An 18920-nucleotide genomic window follows, 5' to 3' on the forward strand; every position below is an offset into this window, starting at 1 on the left:
GAACGGACAAGGGACCACCCTTATCGGACGCCTTGGCGTCTCAGCCCTTGTCGCGTGTGGCCCAGCCGCCACCCAGCGTCCGGTACAGCGTGACCTGGTTCTGCAGCTGCAGCAGGCGCGTGGTCACGGCCGATTGCTGCGCCGTGAACAGCGAGCGCTGTGCGTCGAGCAGGTCGAGCGCGCTGGCGATGCCGTTGCGATAGCGCAGGTCGGAGAGCTTGAAGCGCACCGCCTCCGCATCGGCCTGCGCACGCTGTGCGCGCACCTGCTCGCCCAGCGTGGCGCGGCCCGCGAGTGCATCGGCCACTTCGCGGAACGCGGTCTGGATCGACTTCTCGTACTGCGCCACCGCGATCTCGCGCCCGGCCTTGGCCGAGTCGAGCGTGGCGATGTTGCTGCCGGCGTCGAAGATCGGTAGCGTCACTGTCGGTGCGAAGGACCAGGCCTTCGAGCCGCGGTCGAACAGGCCCGAGAACTCGCTGCTCGCGGTGCCGATGGAACTCGTCAGAGACACACGCGGGAAGAAGTTCGCGCGGGCCGCGCCGATGTTGGCGTTGGCCGCAATCAGCTGCTGCTCGGCCGAGCGGATGTCGGGCCGTTCGGCCAGCAGGTCGGAAGGCAGGCCGGCCGGTACGTCGGGCATCGGCTTGATGCCATCCAGGCCCTTGATGCCGCCCGCCGTGGCGTCGGCCGGCACCGGCGCGCCCAGCAGCAGGGCGAGGGCGTTTTCGTCCTGCGCGCGCGTGCGCTGCTGCTGTGCATAGGAGGCGCGCGCCGTTTCCAGCAGCGAGTTGGCGGCCTGGAAGTCGAGCTCCGACGACACGCCGTTGTCGAAGCGCATCTTCGTGAGGCGCACCGACTCTTCGCGCGTGACCATCGTCTGGCGCGTGATCTCGAGCAGCTCGTCGTCGGCCAGCAGCGTGAGCCAGCCGTTGGCGACCGACGCGATCAGGCTGATCTGCACTGCCTTGCGCGTTTCGTCGGTGGCGAGGTACTGCGCCAGCGCCTGGTCCTTCAGCGCGCGGATGCGGCCGAAGAAGTCCAGCTCCCAGGCGTTGAAGCCCAGGTTGACGCTGTACGACGACGACACGCTGCCCACGCTGGAGTCGAAGGCCTGGTAGGGGTTCGGGCTCGAGCGCGAGCCCGAACCAGTGAGGCCCACAGCCGGGAACAGCGCCGAGCGCTGGATCTGGAACTGCGCGCGCGCCTGCTCGATGTTGAGCACCGACACCCGCAGGTCGCGGTTGTTCACGAGCGCGGTCTGGATCAGGCCCGCGAGCCGCGCGTCGGTGAAGAAGTCCTGCCAGGGCAGGTTGGCTGCGGCCTGGCCGGGTGGCTGCGTCGGGTCGCCCGGGTAGGTGGTGGGCACCGGCGCGGCGGGGCGCTCGTAGGTCGGAATCAGCGAGCAGCCAGCCAGCAGCATCGCGGCGGCCAGGGCTGTGGGAATCAGTTTCTTAGTCATGTTTTTCCTCCGCGATGCCGGCGGCTTCGGCGTGTCGCTTGTCGGCTTCATGCTGGCGCGCGCTGCCCTTGAACAGCGTGCGCACCACCACGAAGAACACCGGCACGAAGATCACGGCCAGTGCAGTGCCCGTCACCATGCCGCCGAGCACGCCGGTGCCGATGGCGCGCTGGCTGGCGGAGCCGGCGCCCGAGGCGATCGCGAGCGGCACCACCCCGAGGCCGAAGGCCAGCGAGGTCATGATGATCGGGCGGAACCGCAGGTGGGCAGCCGCCAGTGCCGATTCGATGACGCCCTTGCCCTGCGCCTGCAGGTCCTTGGCGAACTCGATGATCAGAATCGCGTTCTTCGCGGACAGGCCGATGATGGTGATCAGCCCCACCTGGAAGTACACGTCGTTCGAATAGGCGCGCAGCATCGTCGCCACCAGCACGCCCAGCACGCCGAGCGGCACCACCAGAATCACCGACAGCGGGATCGACCAGCTTTCGTACAGCGCAGCCAGGCAGAGGAACACCGCCAGGATCGCGAAGCCGTACAGCACGATGGCCTGCGAGCCCGCGAGCTTTTCTTCACGCGACTGGCCGGTCCACTCGAAGCCGAAGCCTTGCGGCAGCTGCGCGGCGAGCTTTTCCATCTCGGCCATCGCGGCGCCCGTGCTGTAGCCGGCGGCGGCGTCGCCGCTGATGCGGATCGCCGGGTAGCCGTTGTAGCGCACCGTCTGCGTGGCACCCGTGACCCACTTGGTGGTCGCGAAGGCCGACAGCGGCACCGGCTGGCCCTGCGTGTTGTTGGCGTTCAGCTTGAGCAGGTCGTCGGGCTGCATCCGCGCCGGAGCGTCGGCTTGCACCACCACGCGCTGCAGGCGGCCGCGGTTCGGGAAGTCGTTGATGTAGCTCGAACCCAGGCCGGTCGACAGCGTCGCGTTGATCGCGTCGAAGCTCACGCCAAGCGCATTCGCCTTGTCGCGGTCGATGTCGATCTGCAACTGCGGCGCGTCTTCCAGGCCGTCGGGGCGAACCTGCGCCAGGACCTTGCTCTGCGAGGCCATGCCCAGCAGCTGGTTGCGCGCGTTGATCAGCGCCTCGTGGCCCGCGCCCGAGCGGTCCTGCAGACGGAAGCTGAAGCCGCTGGCGTTGCCCAGTTCAGGAATGGGCGGCGGGCTCAGCGGGTAGATGAAGGCGTCGCGGATGCCCGACAGCGCACCGAAGGCACGGCCGGCCAGCGCGCTGGCCGAGTGCGCCGGGTCCTTGCGTTCGTCCCAGTCCTTCAGCGTCACGAAGGCGAGGCCCGCGTTCTGGCCCTGGCCCGAGAAGCTGAAGCCCATCACGCCCACCATGCTCTGCACTTCCGGCTGCTTCAGGATGAAGCCCTCGACCTGCTGCATGACCGACAGCGCGCGCTCCTGTGTCGCACCAGGCGGCAACTGCACGTTCACGATGATGTTGCCCTGGTCTTCCTGCGGCAGGAACGAGCTCGGCAGGCGGGTGTAGGTGAACACCACTGCGCCGATGATGGCGAGGTAGATCACGAGGTAGCGGGCAGCGCGGCGCAGGATGCGAGCGACCACGCTCTCATAGCCCTTGGCCGTGCGCGCGAAGCCGCGATTGAACCAGCCGAAGAAGCCGGTCTTCTCGTGATGGTGGCCGGCTTCCACCGGCTTGAGCAGCGTGGCGCAAAGTGCCGGCGTGAGCGACAGCGCCATGAATGCCGAGAAGGCGATCGAAGCCACCATCACCGCCGAGAACTGGCGGTAGATGTTGCCGGTCGAACCCGCGAAGAACGCGAGCGGAACGAACACCGAGATCAGCACCACCGTCACGCCGATGATGGCGCCGGAGATCTGCTTCATGGCCTTGCGCGTGGCTTCGAGCGGCGGCAGCCCCTCCTCGCTCATGATGCGCTCGACGTTCTCCACCACCACGATGGCGTCGTCCACCACGATACCGATCACCAGCACCATGCCGAACATGGTCAGCACGTTGATCGAGAAGCCCAGCGCCAGCAGCGAGGCGAACGTGCCCAGCAGCGCGATCGGCACCACGATGGTCGGGATGATCGTGTAGCGCCAGTTCTGCAGGAACAGGAACATCACCACGAACACCAGCGCCACGGCTTCCAGCAGCGTCTTGACCACTTCGGTGATCGAGATCTGCACGAAGCGCGAGCTGTCGTACGGAATGTTCCACTTCACGCCCTGCGGGAAGTAGCGCTCGAGTTCGGCCATCTTCGCGCGAACCGCCTTGGCCGATTGCAGCGCGTTGCCGTTGGGCGTGGGCTGGACGCCGATACCGACCGCGGGCACGCCGTTCAGGCGGGCCGAGGTGGCATACGACTGGCCGCCGAGTTCGACGCGCGCGACGTCCTTCAGCCGCACGGTCGAGCCATCGGTGTTGGCGCGCAGCACGATGTTCTTGAACTGCTCAACGTTGACGAGCTGGCCGTTCACGGTCACCGTGGCCGCGATGGCCTGGCCGGGAATGTTGGGCAGGTCGCCGAGCGTGCCCGAGGACACCTGGGCGTTCTGTGCGCGGATGGCGTTGTTGACGTCGGTCGCCGACAGGTTGAAGCCCTGCAGCTTGGCCGGATCGATCCACACGCGCATCGCGTTCTCGGAGCCGAACAGCTGGGCCTGGCCCACGCCGACCACGCGCTGCAACTCGGGCACGACGTTGCGCGCGGTGTAGTCGCCGAGCGCCACCGGGTCGATGTTCGGATTGTCCGAGGACAGCATCACGAACATCAGGAAGTTGTTGCGCGACTTGTCCACGCGCACGCCCTGCTGCGTCACGGCAGCCGGCAGGCGCGGCGTCGCGCGCGACAGCCGGTTCTGCACGTCCACCTGTGCGAGGTCGTCGTTGGTGCCGGCCTCGAAGCTGATCGTGATGGAGCCGGTGCCGTCGGCCTGGGCCACCGATTCCATGTAGATCAGGCCTGGCGAGCCGTTCATTTCACGCTCGATGACGGACAGCACGCTGTCCTCGAGCGTCTGGGCCGAGGCGCCGGGGTAGGCGACGTTGATGACGATGGCGGGAGGCGCCACCGGCGGGTACTGCGAGATCGGCAGCTGGGTGATTGACACGCCGCCCACCACCAGGATGAACAGTGCGATCACCCAGGCGAAGATCGGTCGGTCGATAAAAAATTTGGCCATTTGCGGGCGCGCTCCTGATTACTTCTTCTCGGCCGCGGCCTTGTCGGCCGGGGCAGGCGCCGCCGGTGCGGACCCCGCTGCGGCCGGCGTGGCCGCGGCGTTCGGATTCGGCTTGGTCCAGGGGACCGCCTTCACCGGCGTGCCGGGCGGCATCATCTGCAGCTTCTGGAAGCCGTCGACCATCACCTGCTCGCCGGCCTTCAGGCCATCGAGCACCACCCACTGGTTGTCCTTGGCGGCGCTGATCTTCACGGTGCGCTTGCTGATCTTGCCGTCCTTGTCGACCACCGACACGGTGTCACCCTGCTGGGTGCGCGTGACGGCCTGCTGCGGCAGCGTGATCGCGTTGGTGGCCTGCGCCTGCTCGAGCTTCACGCGAACGTACAGGCCGGGCAGCAGCTCGCCCTTGGGGTTGGGCACTTCGGCGCGCAGCGTGACTTGGCCGGTGGTGGAGTCGACCGTGAGGTCCGAGAACAGCAGCTTGCCTTCCAGCGGATAGTCGGTGCCGTCTTCCAGCACTACGCGGATGGTTGCGGCTTCTTCGCCGCTCGCGCGCTTGTACTGGCCGGCGGCCACGGCGCGGCGCAGCTTCATCGCGTCGGAGGCCGACTGCGTGAAGTTCACGTACAGCGGGTTGACCTGTTGCACCACGGCGAGCTCGGTGGCGTCGCCCTGGCCCACCAGTGCGCCTTCGGTGACGAGGGCGCGGCCGATGCGGCCCGCGATGGGCGAGGTCACGTCGGCATAGCCCTGGTTGATCTTGGCGGTCTGCAGCGCCGCACGGCCCGAGGCCACATCGGCTTCGGCCTGCTTGGCGGAGGCCACGGCGGTCGCGTATTCCTGCTTGCTGACCGCATTGGCTTCGACCAGCGGCTTGTAGCGGTCGGCGAGGGCCTTGGCCTGCACGGCATTGGCTTCGGCGCGGGCCAGCGTGGCCTGGGCGTTCTGCGTGGCGGCCACCAGCGGGGCGGGGTCGATGCGGAAAAGCAGCTGGCCGGCCTTCACGTCGCTGCCTTCGCGGAATTCGCGCTTCAGCAGGATGCCCGAGGCACGGGCGCGGACCTGGGCGACGCGGGAGGCCTCGAGGCGGCCGGGCAGTTCGGTGACGAGGCCGACATCGGTCGGCGCAGCCACCACCACGCCCACCTCCGGTGCAGGGGGATGGCCACCACCGCCGGCGCCGCCCGGACCGGCGGGCGCATCGCTCTTGCCACAGCCCGCAAGGACCAGCAGGACGACGGCGGCCACGGTCGCGAGACGCGGCGAAAAGGACGAATGACGCGAAACATGCAGGAGAGGCATGCGATTCCTTTGAAGCGAAGACGGGAGATGGCGCGTTCGCGGAACAAACCGGAAACCTGTGTAGCCAGGTGGGCCATCGAGGAAACCGGCGAGTTTACATACATTCATGGATGTATAGTGACAACCGCGAATGGCCCCACGATACATAGAGGGCGTTGTCTTTACAAATCAGGAGACTTGGTGGCACGTCGGACGAAAGAAGAAGCATTGGCCACGCGGCATCGGTTGCTCGATGCCGCGGAGCTGCTGTTTCAGGCGCAGGGCGTTTCGCAGACCACGCTGCAGCAGATCGCGCAGCAGGCCGGCGCGACGCGCGGCGCCATCTACTGGCATTTCAAGGACAAGGCCGACCTCTTCAACGCGATGATGGAGCGGGTCATCCTGCCGTTGGAAGCCGCGCCGAAGCCCGCCACCGCAGGCGTCACCGACGACCCCCTGGCCGAGATCGAGGAGGGCATGATCCACGCGCTCACCCTCATGGCCACCGACCCCCAGGTGCGCCGCGTGTTCGACGTGGCGACCCACAAGGTCGAATACACCCACGACATGGCCTCGGTGCAGCAGCGCCACCTCGACGCCCGCAACGCCTGCGTGGGCGACTTCGAGAAGGCCCTGCGCCTGGCCGCGCGCCGCGGCCATATCAAGCTGCCGCTGCCGGGCAACGCGGCGGCGCAGGGGTTGCACGCACTCATCAGCGGGCTCATCCAGAACTGGCTGCTCGACCCCGAGGCCTTCGACCTGGTGCACACCGGAAGGCGCACTTTCCGGGTCTATCTGGCGGGGCTCGGGTTCGCCCGGCCGCTGCCGGGCACCGCTGTTGCGGCTGAAGCCGAAACGGTCGCCGCCTGATAGGCGATAATGCGTGGCTCCGGTGCATGCCGGACCCCAATTCCTCGCTGTATTTCAACGGATAGAATTCGGCCCTCCGAAGGCTGAGATCCAGGTTCGATTCCTGGCGGCGGGACCAGATACAAGGCCGGAAGCTTTCAGAAGCTTCCGGCCTTTTTCATTTTTCCCCGGAGAAATGCCTCTGCATGAAAACATTCACTCGCCATGACGCGGTGATCGTGGGGAAGATCCTGGCCGAAGTCGCGCGCGCCGAGATCATGCCGCGCTTCAATGGCTCGATGGCCAGCAGCACGAGAGAAAAGTCCTCCACCTTCGACGTGGTCACGGATGCAGACGAGGCTGCGGAACGCGAGATTGCGCAGCGGCTGCTTCAGCTCTATCCGGGCGCGCTCGTCATTGGCGAGGAGGCGGCTGGTCGCGACCCCGGCGTGCTGTCGCGGATCGCAGCGGCCGAGCTCGCGTTCATCATCGACCCCATCGACGGAACGAAGAACTTCTCTTCCGGTGTTCCTCTCTTTGGCGTCATGCTTGCGGCCACGGTGCAAGGCGAGGTCGTCTTGGGCATCATCCATGACCCTGTCTGCGACGACACGTCATTCGCAGTGCGCGGGGGCGGTGCCTGGCGGCAAGGGGCCGACCTGATCGACAAGGAGATAAAGGTCGCTCTCCCTGTGCCGGTCAACCAGATGCACGTAGTGGCCGGCACGAACTTTCTTCCGGAGCCGATGCGCTCGACGGTGATCCGAAATTTGCCGAAGGTCGCCATGAACTTCTGGATGCGCTGTGCTGCGCATGAATACAGGATGGCGGCCGCGGGCCATTGCCACGCGCTGGTCTACAACAAGCTGATGCCCTGGGACCACGCCGCGGGCTGGCTCATTCATAAAGAGGCAGGCGGCTACAGCGCTCATTTCGACGGGTCGCCGTACAGGCCGGACCATCTCACTGGCGGGTTGATCTGCGCGCCCGATCAGAGCTCTTGGAGTTTGTTGAGAGACGTTCTTTTCTCGGATTCGCCTGAAGGTGATCCGACAGTCAACCAGTAGTAAACATTCGGAACCAACGTTCTTGCCGAGGCACGCAAGCCACTTTTGGCGCGTGTATTCGTTCACGGATTCGCAGGCACTTCTCGCTGCTGCCTGCTGGAAAGCCCCAGGCACTTACATACTCTGACAAAGCTTACCGCCGTTAGAGCGGAGCGATTTCAGGGAGGATCCATGTCCATCTTCGATGGCACGCGCTGGCATGTTCGCCCGGCGTGCGTCTTTGCGTCTTCGGCGGTGCAATGACACGCCGCGTCACTATTCAAACGCCGCTGGGAGCGGCGCTGCAATTCCATCGGCTTGCCGGTCGTGAGGTGCTGAGCCAGCTCTACGATTTCGTAATCGACCTGCTGGGCAGCAGCAACGGCATCGATCCGAAATTGCTGCTCGGAAAGCCCGCCACCGTGGCGGTGCAAACCGAAAGCGGCGGCACGCGCTACCTGGGTGGTATCGCCGCAGCATTCGGGTTCCAGCAGGAAGACGCCCGGCATTCTTTCTATCGACTTCAGTTGCGGCCTTGGCTGTGGCTCGCGACCAGGCGCAGCGATTTCCGCGTATTCCAGTCAAGGAGCGTTCCCGAAATCGTGATGGAAGTGCTGGAGCGCTACGGCTTTCCCTCCGAGCAGAAGCTCAGCCGCAGTTACCGCACGTGGGACTACTGCACTCAATACGACGAGACTGACTTCGCCTTCGTCTCGCGCCTGTGCGAACACGAAGGTATCTATTACTACTTCAGGCACGAGGCCTCGCAACAGGTGCTCGTGTTCGCAGACGACATCGCCACATCGCACGATCCGCTGCCCGGTGGGGATACCGTGCGTTTCCATCCCCTGGAGAAGGCGGGCATGACTGGAGGAGGCCCAGGGCCGAACGAGCGCATCTACGAATGGAAGAGCGGCGAAGAAGTCCGCTCCGGCTTTCACTTCACCAATGAATACGACCCCCTCAAACCCAGGGCGGACCTCTCGAGTCAGCTGCAAATGCACTCGGGTCATGCATTCGACGACTTCGAGCTGTACGCATGGCCCGGCGGCTACAAGCAGCACGACGACGGAGAGACCTACACGCGCATCCGAACCGAAGAGCAGTTGAGCGCACGTTGTGTTGCGAGCGGGCGCTCCAACCGGCGCGAGCTTGCACCGGGCCATACCTTCGAGCTCGCCAGCCACCTAAGGAACGACCAGAACCAGAAGTACCTTCTGACCAGCGTCGAATACGAGCTGCAAGAAAACCTCCAGGCCAGCGAAGGTGCCAATGCCGGCGAGGGCTCCGTCCAGCGCTTTGCCTTCGAAGCGCAGCCAGTCAGCTACGCATGGCGACCGATGCGCACCACGCCAAAGCCTCGCACGCGTGGTCCGCAGACGGCCATCGTGGTCGGCCAGAAGAATGAAGAAATATGGGCCGACCAGTACGGCCGCGTCAAAGTCCAGTTCTACTGGGATCGCCTCGGCCAGCGCAACGAGAACTCCAGCTGCTGGGTGCGCGTGTCCACGTCCTGGGCCGGCGACACCTTCGGCACAGCGGCCTTGCCACGCATCGGCCATGAAGTCATCGTCGATTTTCTGAGTGGCGATCCGGACTACCCCATCATCACCGGACGCGTGTTCAACGCAGAGAACATGCCGGCGTGGCGTTTGCCCGAACAGACGAATATCTCAGGCATTCGCAGCCGCGAGCTGAGCGCAAACGATGGTTCGGGCGGTACGGGCGGAGCACGCGGCAATCATCTGGCGCTGGACGACCACCCCGGAAAGATCCAGGCGCAACTCAAGAGCGACCACCTCAGCAGCAGCCTGAGCCTTGGCCACATCGGTCGCATCGATGACACGGCAGGCCGCAAGGACGACCGCGGCGAGGGCGCCGAACTGCGTACCGATGGCCATGCCGCAGTGCGCGCCGCCAGGGGCCTGTTGCTTTCCACCGAGACACGACCCAATGCGCAGGCGCATATCACCGACCTGGGGGAGACCGTGGCGCGCCTGACAGCCGCACGCGATTTGCACGAACGCCAGAGCCAAACTGCCCAAGAAGCCAAGGCGCACGAAGCGGGCGACCAGGATGCGGTCACGACGGTTCTCAAGGAGCAGAACGACGCCATCAAGGGCAAGGGCGGCGATGGTGGCCCGCAGCAAGGCGCGTTTCCGGAACTCAGCGAACCTCACCTCGTGCTCGCCAGCGCGGCCGGCATCCAGAGCACCGCGGCGGGCGCCACCCACATCGCCAGCATCACCCACAACGCGCTGAGCAGCGGTGGCCATACCAGCATCAGCGCAGGCAAGGGCTTCCTGGTCAGCGTGAAGGAGGCCGCACGCCTCTTCGCCTACAAGGCCATCCGCCTGACAGCCGCTACCGCCGGCATAGACATCGTCGCCCTGCAGAACAGCATCAACCTGCTGGCCAAGCTCGACATCAAGCTGGAGGCCAACAAGATCAGCATCACCGCCAAGGAAGAGATCCTGATCAATGGAGGCAGCAGCTTCACCAAATGGAGCGCCTCGGGGATCGTGCATGGGACGAAAGGCCTTTGGCGTGAGCACGCGGGCACTCATAGCTATGCAGGGCCGAAGAATCTGCCTGCGCCCTTCGCGACTCTTCCCATTGCGGAAATCAAGCAAGACGAGGAGCACAAGTACGTTCAGAAATTCGATGTCACCACGTTGGTCGACTACGCCCCAATGGCTGCAGTGCTGCAAGGCCAGCCGTATCGAATCTATCTACCGGATGAGACCTTGATCCAGCAAGGCAACGTGTCCGAGACGACTGCTCAGGTCCGCACGAAAACATCAACCAAGGTGCGCTGCGAAATCGGGGCGGGCGATTGGACGGTGCATGAACACGGATATGACCACGAGCAAGCCAATGGCAGTGACGCCAAGCAGAACCACGAGAACCAAGGTGCCTGGTAATGGCTAATCCGACTTTCAATACGCCAACTGATGGCAAGCCAAGCACTGCTGGCGATGTCCTCCCTCCCTCCGAGCTGGCGCCGCCTGGCCCTGTCGGAGTTGTGCGCAAGCCTGGTGATCCTGAAGTGGAAGTCACCTTTGTGTTCGTGGATGCGGTCAAGCACGGCATCAAAGGGCTGGACGTCAAGATGGAGGGAGGCGGAAAAAGCGAGATCGCCACCACCGGCGAGGATGGCACCGCCGCGACTTGGTCTGATGCCAAACGTGGCGAACCGATCAAGATTTACGTCAAGAAACGGACCGGCGATTTGGATCTCAAAGGCACTGTCACGCCCAAACTGGATGTCAACAATTACACGATCCAGAGTCCTGAATACCACCTCGAAGCCATTACAAAACTGGATGCTGAAGAGCAACTGGAGCAGGATCTGAATATCCCCAGCGTCAAGGAAGGGGAAATCATGACGGTGGAGCGATTGACAGGGGTGTTAGCTCCTTACATTGCGTCCAAGCAGGTGGTGACGGAAACCGGGAAAGTGATTAAGGACCACCCCATCAAGAAAAGAGTTGTGACCATAGATCCAAAGACTCGCAAAACAAAAACAAAGATAGAGATCGAACATCACTACCAAGCGGTTGACACCAAAAAGCCGCATACAGTTGTAATGTATGTGCTTGGATCTCGGTTGAATTATCCAATCGCAACCGAAATAACCGAGGCACAGTACGCCAGGATGGCCAAAGAACTCGGATGCGAAGTGGCTGCAATCAGAGCAGTGGCAAAAACGGAAAGTAATAGCGCGGCTTATTTTTCAAATGGTCTGCCTGCCATATTGTTTGAGCGCCATAAGTTTTTCAAGTTGACAAAGCCTGCAAATGGAAAGCATCCATATGCAAAATTCCCTGATATCTGCAACCCTATTCCAGGTGGCTACAAACTGCCCGCCGATTACGGGCCCGATCCTATACGAATTTGGCAATATGAACGTCTAGTCAAAGCGGCTCAATTGAATCGTGCCGCGGCGGTGGAGTCATGTTCTTGGGGAGCGTTTCAAGTGATGGGCGAATATTGGCATTCAATGGGATACGGTAGTCCAGAAAATCTTGCCAATGAATGCATGGCATCTATTGACGGGCAGGCCAAGCTTTTCATGGAATATATAAAAATGAAAAACAAAGAGGTGGCAATAATTAAAACACTGATCGATAAGGACTGGGAGGGCTTCACGCGTTACTACAACGGTGCCAATTGGAAGGCTCAAAATCCAGATTATCCCGCAAAAATGAAAAAGGCCTATGATGAGAATAAATAAGCTAATTTTGCTGCTTGTTGTTTTTCTGTCTGCAAATTTTGCGCATGCCGGAGTATTGCTGCAATTTGAATATCCAACGCTTTTGATTCTTGAATCAAAAGATAGGGTGTATGGCTACTACGGATCTGCGTTGCCGAAAGTGAGCGGTGTCCGGCCGTACTCTGTTGAATGCAGGTTTTTCTTTTACTCCACTGATAAATCATCAGGGATAGATGTTAAATATCCGGCAAAGGCTTTTCTTACGAGAAATTCTTTTGAAGAAAGAGAGAAGTCAATTGATAGTCCTGCTTCAATATTTCGCCGTGGCTCTAGTTGGATTGTTCAGATGCGGCATCAAGATGCTGGTTGCGACAGTGCGGCGGGCTGGAATTTTCGACTCGGTCCTGATGATCAAGAGGTCATGCGGTTTGAAGTTATAGGAAGCGTAAGCGCGTTCTATTTGCGCCTGGTGATAAAAAAGGCGAACATTTTTAGTCGAGGGAAAAGCTTTACTTCATCGAGAGTATTTCTTGTTCCTGGGGATGTTGTGGCAGTTGTCGATGAAGAAGAGGGGTTTTCTAAAATTCGATTTTTGAACTCAAAGAGTAATCAGACAACAGAGGGATGGGTGAAAACTGAAACTCTCGTGAATCCTTTTCCAAATTAGGAGCGCTGTTTTCCGAAATGTGAGGGTGGGTGCAAATAGGTAAATTAAATGGCAGGGAGATTGTTGTGAAATATATGAGGAGCATCGCAATTTTGTTGTGCTTTCTGTGGTGTGAGGGTTCTCTGGCTGGTACGCTCTATTATTTTTCAAGTGGTGAGCTTATTGCCTTTGAAGAAGCGGGAAGGATTGGTGGATCTTATTTGAATGTGGCGCGTGCGGATGGAAAGTCACTTGAGTGCAAATTTATTTTCAAGACTATAGATAAAAGTAAAAAATATGAGAAGCGCAAAATATTCGCGCAAGAGAAAAATCGATACTCTCGCGCCGAGGCGAATGGTTACCTTTATAGGGAAGGCGATGATTGGAGGATTCGAATTGAATTCCCAAGTGCTGGGTGCCGATTGTTTCCATGGCGCCTCTTTTCATTAAATGAGAAAATTGCTGGCAGATTTTCTGTGGAAGAAAAAAAGACCGTTCTTGGAATTTATGTATTGAAAAAAGACGCAAATTACTACGATGAGGATGGCGGTAAATCTGAAGTAAATGGCTCTAGGCGCGATCTTTTGAGGAAAGGCGATCTTGTGGCGATCATCAAGAGAAAAGCTGATTTCTCTTATATTGATCGCTATTTTGGATATGGCACGGGGGCTTACAAAATAAAGTCTTCTGGGTGGATCAAATCGTCCGATGTTGGTAATGCAATCTCTCACTAATGATGGTCGGAGGGTCTGATGGAGGAATCACATCAGCCTGAGACGGATTTGAGGCCTCTCGCCCAAAAATCGCACAGCACAAAATCCAATTACCTGCGGGCACGCTCGACACTCCAAAAATCCCGATGGTGCCGCGCAGGTTGTGGCGAATTGATTGCGGACGGGCCGCTCGGCTGGTGGCCGTGCTGCAGCGAGGCTTGCCTGCAAGCCTGGAATGCTCGCTCTCCCGCAGTTCAGCTCTCGCGCATCGAGTGGCCTCCTCGCCAGCAAAGCCACGAATGAACGGACCGCAATGAGCTCGCAAGAAATCATCCTCAACCACGACCTCTGGCGCAAAGGCGCGGGCGGTGCCCCGGCCGGCTTGGTTGGACAAGCAGATAGTTCTGCCTACGTCGGTCTTGACCTCGATCTGGCCCAGTTCACCGAGTCAGCGTTCTTCGGTAGCAGTTTCACCGGCACGACTTTTCATCAGGCCCGGTGGGTTGCCTGCACGTTCACCGACTGTGTCTTCAGTGGCTGCGGTTTCGGCGATATCTCGATCTCAGACTGCACCTTCGTCAACTGTGTCTTCGAGTACACCGAGTTCGAGCGAAGCACCCTCAGTGGTAGTTGCTTGATGCAATGCAGCTTGAACGAGGTCAGCTTCGATCAGGGTCGTTGGTCTGAAGTCAAGCTGCTCGAATGCACCGGTACGCGGATCAAAGCCGTTGGATTGCGCGGTGAGCGCATTGACTTCATGGGCAGCAACTTCGAGCAGCTGGAGTTTGAGGACACGATCCTCAACAGCGCGATGTGACGAGCGTTCTTAGCCGCACGGTGCTGCGCTGACATGCGCACACGCGCACGGTTGCCATGGTCCCCGCACTCGTGACACCATGGCCGCATGCCCTACCAACTCCATTACTGGCCCACCATCCAGGGCCGCGGTGAATTCGTGCGGCTCGCGCTCGAGGCGGCTGGCGCCGACTATGTCGACGTGGCGCGGCTACCTGAAGCCAAGGGCGGAGGCGAGTCCGCACTCGGCGAGCGTTTGGACGACCCCAACAGCGCGCGCCCCGCGTTCGCGCCGCCCTTTCTCGTCGATGGCGACATCGTGGTCGGGCAGACCGCCGCGATCCTGCTGTACCTGGGGCCTCGGCTCGGCCTGTCTGGCGTGGGCGAGTCCGACGGGCTGTGGACGCACCAGCTGCAGCTCACCATCGCCGACGTGGTGGCCGAGGCGCATGACACGCACCATCCGATCTCGGTCGACGCTTACTACGAAGACCAGCGCGACGCGGCGGTGCAGCGTGCACGGGCCTTTCGCGACGAGCGCATCCCGAAGTTCCTGAACTGGTTCGAGCGGGTGCTGCAGCGCAATCCCGCGGGCAACCTGCACCTGGTGGGCGACGTGCTGACCTATGCGGACCTGTCGCTGTTCCAGCTGGTGGACGGCCTGCACTACGCATTTCCGAAGGCCACGGCCCGGGCGCTGGCCGCAACGCCCGCGGTCGAGAAGCTGCACGCCAACGTGAGGCGCCGCCAGCGCGTGCATGACTACCTGCAGAGCCCGCGCCGTATCGCGTTCAACGAAGACGGCATCTTCAGGCGCTACGCCGAACTGGACGGCTAAGGCTAGGCCTCTTCCGCGCCATTGCGAATGCGCAGCGCGGTCTCGTACAGCGTGTTGCGCGGCGCGCCGCTGATCTCGGCAGCCAGCTTCACCGCGGTCTTCACGGGCAACTCGGCCAGCAGCAGGCGCAACACGCGTTCGCCTTCCGCGCCGCCATCGCCGCTCACCGCCACGGGGTGCAGCACCAGCGCGAACTCTCCGCGCGTGCGGTCGCGGTCGGCGCTGAACCACTCGGGCAGGGCACCGGCCGCGACGGTGGCGATTTCCTCGAATTGCTTGGTGAGCTCGCGACCCACGGTGATGCGGCGCTCGCCCAGCGTAGCCAGCGCACGCGCCAGGCTTTCGATGCGATGCGGCGCTTCGAGCAGCACAACGGCCCGCGGTTCCTGCGACAGCGCCTGCACGGCGGTGTCGCGCTCGCCGGCCTTGCTCGGCAGGAAGCCAGCAAAGACGAAGGCGCTGCTGGCATTGCCGTCGCCGCCGCCATCGGCCACCAGGCCTGCCGAGCTGATCAGCGTGGTCACGCTGCTGGCACCGGGCAGTGGCAGCACGCGCTGCCCGGCCGCGCGCACGGCTGCGGCCAGCCGCGCGCCGGGGTCGCTCACGCCGGGCGTGCCGGCGTCGCTGACATACGCGATGCGCTCGCCCTGCGCGAGCCGCGCGACCACGGTCTGCGCGGCCTCGGCTTCGTTGTGCTGGTGCACCGCCAGCAGCCGCGCGCCGGGACGGTCGATGCCGTAGGCGCGCAGCATGCTCTGCGTGTGGCGCGTGTCCTCGCAGGCGATGACGTCCACCAACTGCAGCACATGCAGCGCGCGCAGCGTGATGTCGGCCAGGTTGCCGATGGGCGTGCCGACCACGTAGAGCGTGCCCTGCGGATAATGCTGCGCACCCGCGGCGTCGTGCGCGGCCGCGAGGGCGGCGCCGAAAGAAGCAGGGGCGAGTGAAGCCAAGAGGTTTCTCCGTCGGAATGAACGAACAAAAAAGAAGATTGCAGGCAGGGAGCCATGAAGACCACCACAACGAAGCATCGGGGCGATGCGGCGGAAGACGCCGCGCTCGACTACCTGCGGGACGCCGGCCTGTTGCTGCTCGCGCGCAATTATCGGACGCCCGGGCGCGGCGGCGGCGAGATCGACCTGATCATGCGCGATCCGCGCGGCTCCTCAGGCGGCACGCTGGTGTTCGTCGAGGTCCGCCAGCGCAGCGCCGGCACGCACGGCGGCGCGGGCGGCAGCATCACCGGGCTGAAACAGCGGCGCATCGTGTTCGCCGCGCAGCACTACCTGAGCCGGCTGCGCGCGGTGCCGCCATGCCGTTTCGACGTGGTGCTGGTCGAGGAGAAAATCACCTGGCTTCAAGGCGCCTTCGACGCCGGCTGATGTGCCCTGCATGGGGAACTGAAGCCCTGCCGAGGGCTCCACAACTCACACGTCTTGTTTCACAACCCCCAGTTATCATCCCGCCTCATGCTCGAGCAACGTATTCAGCAGCACTTCATCGATAGTGCCGACCTCAAATACCAGACCGGACCGGTCCTCAGCAAACCCATCTCTCAAGCGATGCAGGCCATCCTGGCCTGCGTGACCAGCGGCGGCAAGGTGCTGGCTTGCGGCGCCGGCGTGTCTGGCCTGCTGGCGGCCCAGTTCGCCGCGCAGTTCGTGGGCCGCTTCGAACGCGAGCGGCCCGAGCTCGGCGCCATCGCGCTGCCAGGCGACACTACCGACCCCGAGGCCGACAGCGCCAGTGCTGCGGACTCCGATCGCTTTGCCCGCCAGGTGCGTGCGCTCGGCCAGGCCGGCGACGTGCTGCTCGCTCTGAGCGCCAGCGGGCAGTCCGCGTCGGTGCTGGCCGCGGTGGCTGCAGCGCACGAGCGCGATATGACCGTGGTCGCGCTGCTGGGCAATGCCGTTTCGGGCGTGCCCTCGGCTCCGGGCGCGGGCAGCAGCGGCTCGGGCGGCGCCATCGGCCGCGCGCTGCGCGAAACCGACGTCCAGATCAGCGTGCCGCACGAGCGTGCGGCACGCATCCACGAAATCCACCAGATCGCGCTGCATTGCCTGTGCGACGGCGTGGATGCCCAGTTACTCGGAGAACAGGAAGCTTCCTCATGACCATGACGACCATGAAGACGACATCGACCCAGCGTTTCGCCCTTGCCCTGACCCTGGGCGCCGCATTGGTTGCAGGCCTTTCTGCCTGCGTGCCGCTCGTCGTGGGTGGCGCGGCCGTGGTGGGCGTGGGCATGGTGGCCACCGACCGCCGCAGCTCGGGCGCGCAACTGGACGACCAGGGCATCGAGCTGCGTGCCGCGGCCCGCGTGCGCGACATCGCCAACGACCAGATGTACGTGAGCGTCACCAGCTTCAACCGCCAGGTGCTGCTGACCGGCGCCGTGGGCAGCGATGCCGACCGCCGCCGCGTCGAGGACGAGGTGAGCCGCATCGTGAACGTGCGCTCGGTGGTGAACGAGCTGACCATCGGCGCCTCGAGCACCTTCCAGGACCGCTCGAACGACCTCTATATCACCGGCAAGGTGAAGGCCTCGCTGCTCGACGCCAAGGACATCTTCGCCAATTCCTTCAAGGTGGTGACCGAGCGCGGCACGGTCTACCTGATGGGCATCGCCACGCGGCGCGAAACCGATCGCGCCACCGAAATCACGCGCGGCATCTCGGGTGTGGTGAAGGTGGTGCGCGTGGTCGAGATAGTGAGCGAGGCAGACCTGGCAGCCAGCCAGGCGGCGAACCAGGCCGCGGCGCAGCGCGGCGGCACGGGCCCGGCGCCGGTGACGTCGGCCTCGCCGTCCACGCCTTCGTCGTCGTCTTCCACCTCGCGCGTGCCGCTGCCGCCGATGGATCCGCTGCCTGGGTCGGGCTCCACGTCGACGCAGCCTTCGGGCAACGCGACGACCTCGCCGGTGCGCTGACAAACCGGTGGCAGCGTCACAATGAAAAAAGCCCGCTGATGCGGGCTTTTTTCATTTGAGTCGAATGATGAGGCTCGACGTGTCCCAGCGCCGCCCGCCGGCCTGCTGCACGTCGGCGTAGAACTGGTCGACCAGCGCTGTCACCGGCACGCGCGCGCCGTTGCGCTTGGCTTCGTCGAGCACCAGGCCCAGGTCCTTGCGCATCCAGTCGACCGCGAAGCCGTAGTCGAACTTGCCTTCGATCATGGTCTTGCCGCGGTTTTCCATCTGCCAGCTCTGGGCCGCGCCCTTGCTGATGACGCCCAGCACAGCCTCCATGTCGAGCCCGGCGCGCTGGCCGAAGGCAATGGCTTCAGACAGGCCCTGCACTAGGCCCGCGATGGCGATCTGGTTCACCATCTTCGCGAGCTGGCCGGCACCGCTTTCGCCCAGCAGCGTGACCGCGCGCGAGAACGCCATGGCCACCGGCTTGATGCGTTCGAATGCCGCTGCGTCGCCGCCGCACATCACGGTGAGCGCGCCGTTCTGCGCGCCGGCCTGGCCGCCCGAGACGGGCGCGTCGATGAAGTGCAGGCCCAGCGCCTGTGCAGCCTTGGAGAGTTCGCGCGCCACGTCGGCCGAGGCGGTCGTGTGGTCGACCAGCACGGCGCCCTTCTTCATGCCGGAGAAAGCGCCGTCGTCGCCCAGTACCACCGAGCGCAGGTCGTCGTCGTTGCCGACGCAGCAGAACACGATGTCGGCGCCAGCGGCTGCTTCGCGCGGGGTGGCGGCATGGCGCCCGGGCGGGCCGAACTCGGCGGCCCAGGCTTGTGCCTTGGCGGGTGTGCGGTTGTAAACCGTGACGCTGTGGCCGGCCTTGGCCAGGTGGCCTGCCATGGGGCCGCCCATGACGCCGAGGCCGAGGAAAGCCACTGTCTGCGCGGGGACGGATTCGTAGGTGCGGGTATTGATGCTGCTCATGGGGCGACAGCTTAAAGCCATTCCGCGACAG

General features: G+C 63.1%; 16 protein-coding genes and 1 tRNA gene. 12 read left to right on the top strand and 5 right to left on the bottom strand.

Going from position 1 to position 18920, the window contains the following annotated elements; translation table 11 throughout:
- Window positions 1-40: 40 nt before the first annotated feature.
- From ACSFCA_RS29365 to ACSFCA_RS29375, 3 genes are read right to left on the bottom strand one after another with little or no spacing between them, the layout of a single operon-like run.
- Complete coding sequence (locus ACSFCA_RS29365) at window positions 41-1462, bottom strand: efflux transporter outer membrane subunit (protein ID WP_435461958.1); 1422 nt, start codon at window positions 1460-1462, stop codon at window positions 41-43.
- Entirely contained in the window at window positions 1455-4616 is a 3162-nt protein-coding gene (locus tag ACSFCA_RS29370; protein ID WP_435461957.1) for an efflux RND transporter permease subunit, read from the bottom strand. The genes ACSFCA_RS29365 and ACSFCA_RS29370 overlap by 8 nt, the downstream gene beginning before the upstream one ends.
- A gap of 18 nt (window positions 4617-4634) precedes the next feature.
- Window positions 4635-5918 (bottom strand): efflux RND transporter periplasmic adaptor subunit, encoded by a 1284-nt coding sequence (locus ACSFCA_RS29375; RefSeq protein WP_258352661.1) that lies wholly within the window; start codon window positions 5916-5918, stop codon window positions 4635-4637.
- A gap of 177 nt (window positions 5919-6095) precedes the next feature.
- On the opposite strand from ACSFCA_RS29375, the gene ACSFCA_RS29380 reads away from it, so the two are divergent.
- From ACSFCA_RS29380 to ACSFCA_RS29420, 9 genes are all read left to right on the top strand, one after another.
- Entirely contained in the window at window positions 6096-6767 is a 672-nt protein-coding gene (locus tag ACSFCA_RS29380) for a TetR family transcriptional regulator (RefSeq protein WP_307617305.1), read from the top strand.
- Between the two features lie 43 nt (window positions 6768-6810).
- Window positions 6811-6885: transfer RNA gene (locus ACSFCA_RS29385), tRNA-Arg, on the top strand.
- A gap of 67 nt (window positions 6886-6952) precedes the next feature.
- Window positions 6953-7813, top strand: coding sequence for an inositol monophosphatase family protein (locus ACSFCA_RS29390; RefSeq protein ID WP_435461956.1), 861 nt, complete (start codon window positions 6953-6955; stop codon window positions 7811-7813).
- A 239-nt stretch (window positions 7814-8052) separates the two neighbouring features.
- Window positions 8053-10716 carry a type VI secretion system Vgr family protein gene (locus tag ACSFCA_RS29395; protein ID WP_435461955.1) on the top strand — a complete coding sequence of 888 codons (2664 nt, stop codon included), beginning with the start codon at window positions 8053-8055 and terminating at the stop codon, window positions 10714-10716.
- Complete coding sequence (locus ACSFCA_RS29400; protein WP_435461954.1) at window positions 10716-12029, top strand: N-acetylmuramidase family protein; 1314 nt, start codon at window positions 10716-10718, stop codon at window positions 12027-12029. Before ACSFCA_RS29395 ends, ACSFCA_RS29400 begins: the two co-directional genes overlap by 1 nt.
- Window positions 12013-12675 carry an SH3 domain-containing protein gene (locus tag ACSFCA_RS29405; protein WP_435477461.1) on the top strand — a complete coding sequence of 221 codons (663 nt, stop codon included), beginning with the start codon at window positions 12013-12015 and terminating at the stop codon, window positions 12673-12675. The genes ACSFCA_RS29400 and ACSFCA_RS29405 overlap by 17 nt, the downstream gene beginning before the upstream one ends.
- A 29-nt stretch (window positions 12676-12704) precedes the next feature.
- Window positions 12705-13388 carry a hypothetical protein gene (locus ACSFCA_RS29410; protein ID WP_435461952.1) on the top strand — a complete coding sequence of 228 codons (684 nt, stop codon included), beginning with the start codon at window positions 12705-12707 and terminating at the stop codon, window positions 13386-13388.
- A 292-nt stretch (window positions 13389-13680) separates the two neighbouring features.
- The gene (locus ACSFCA_RS29415; protein ID WP_258352667.1) at window positions 13681-14184 is read left to right on the top strand and encodes a pentapeptide repeat-containing protein; all 504 of its coding nucleotides are present in this window, start codon (window positions 13681-13683) and stop codon (window positions 14182-14184) included.
- A gap of 87 nt (window positions 14185-14271) precedes the next feature.
- Complete coding sequence (locus tag ACSFCA_RS29420) at window positions 14272-15000, top strand: glutathione S-transferase (RefSeq protein WP_435461951.1); 729 nt, start codon at window positions 14272-14274, stop codon at window positions 14998-15000.
- Between the two features lie 2 nt (window positions 15001-15002).
- Here the strand turns inward: ACSFCA_RS29420 and rsmI are convergent, their stop codons facing one another.
- A complete protein-coding gene (rsmI, locus tag ACSFCA_RS29425; protein WP_435461950.1) occupies window positions 15003-15953 on the bottom strand; it encodes a 16S rRNA (cytidine(1402)-2'-O)-methyltransferase in 951 nt (316 codons plus the stop codon).
- A 54-nt stretch (window positions 15954-16007) separates the two neighbouring features.
- Between rsmI and ACSFCA_RS29430 the strand changes: the two genes are divergently transcribed.
- The 3 genes from ACSFCA_RS29430 (at window position 16008) to ACSFCA_RS29440 (ending at window position 17929) form a co-directional block, all read left to right on the top strand.
- Window positions 16008-16382, top strand: coding sequence for a YraN family protein (locus ACSFCA_RS29430; protein ID WP_258352670.1), 375 nt, complete (start codon window positions 16008-16010; stop codon window positions 16380-16382).
- Window positions 16383-16469: 87 nt separating this feature from the next.
- Entirely contained in the window at window positions 16470-17114 is a 645-nt protein-coding gene (locus tag ACSFCA_RS29435; protein WP_093057690.1) for an SIS domain-containing protein, read from the top strand.
- The gene (locus ACSFCA_RS29440) at window positions 17111-17929 is read left to right on the top strand and encodes a BON domain-containing protein (RefSeq protein WP_258352671.1); all 819 of its coding nucleotides are present in this window, start codon (window positions 17111-17113) and stop codon (window positions 17927-17929) included. Before ACSFCA_RS29435 ends, ACSFCA_RS29440 begins: the two co-directional genes overlap by 4 nt.
- Before the next feature lie 51 nt (window positions 17930-17980).
- Here ACSFCA_RS29440 and ACSFCA_RS29445 read toward each other — a convergent pair whose 3' ends face one another.
- Window positions 17981-18889 (bottom strand): NAD(P)-dependent oxidoreductase, encoded by a 909-nt coding sequence (locus ACSFCA_RS29445; protein WP_435461949.1) that lies wholly within the window; start codon window positions 18887-18889, stop codon window positions 17981-17983.
- Between the last annotated feature and the right edge of the window lie 31 nt (window positions 18890-18920).

It is taken from the genome of Variovorax multivorans (genome assembly GCF_051216835.1).
In the GTDB taxonomy this organism is placed as follows: domain Bacteria; phylum Pseudomonadota; class Gammaproteobacteria; order Burkholderiales; family Burkholderiaceae_C; genus Variovorax.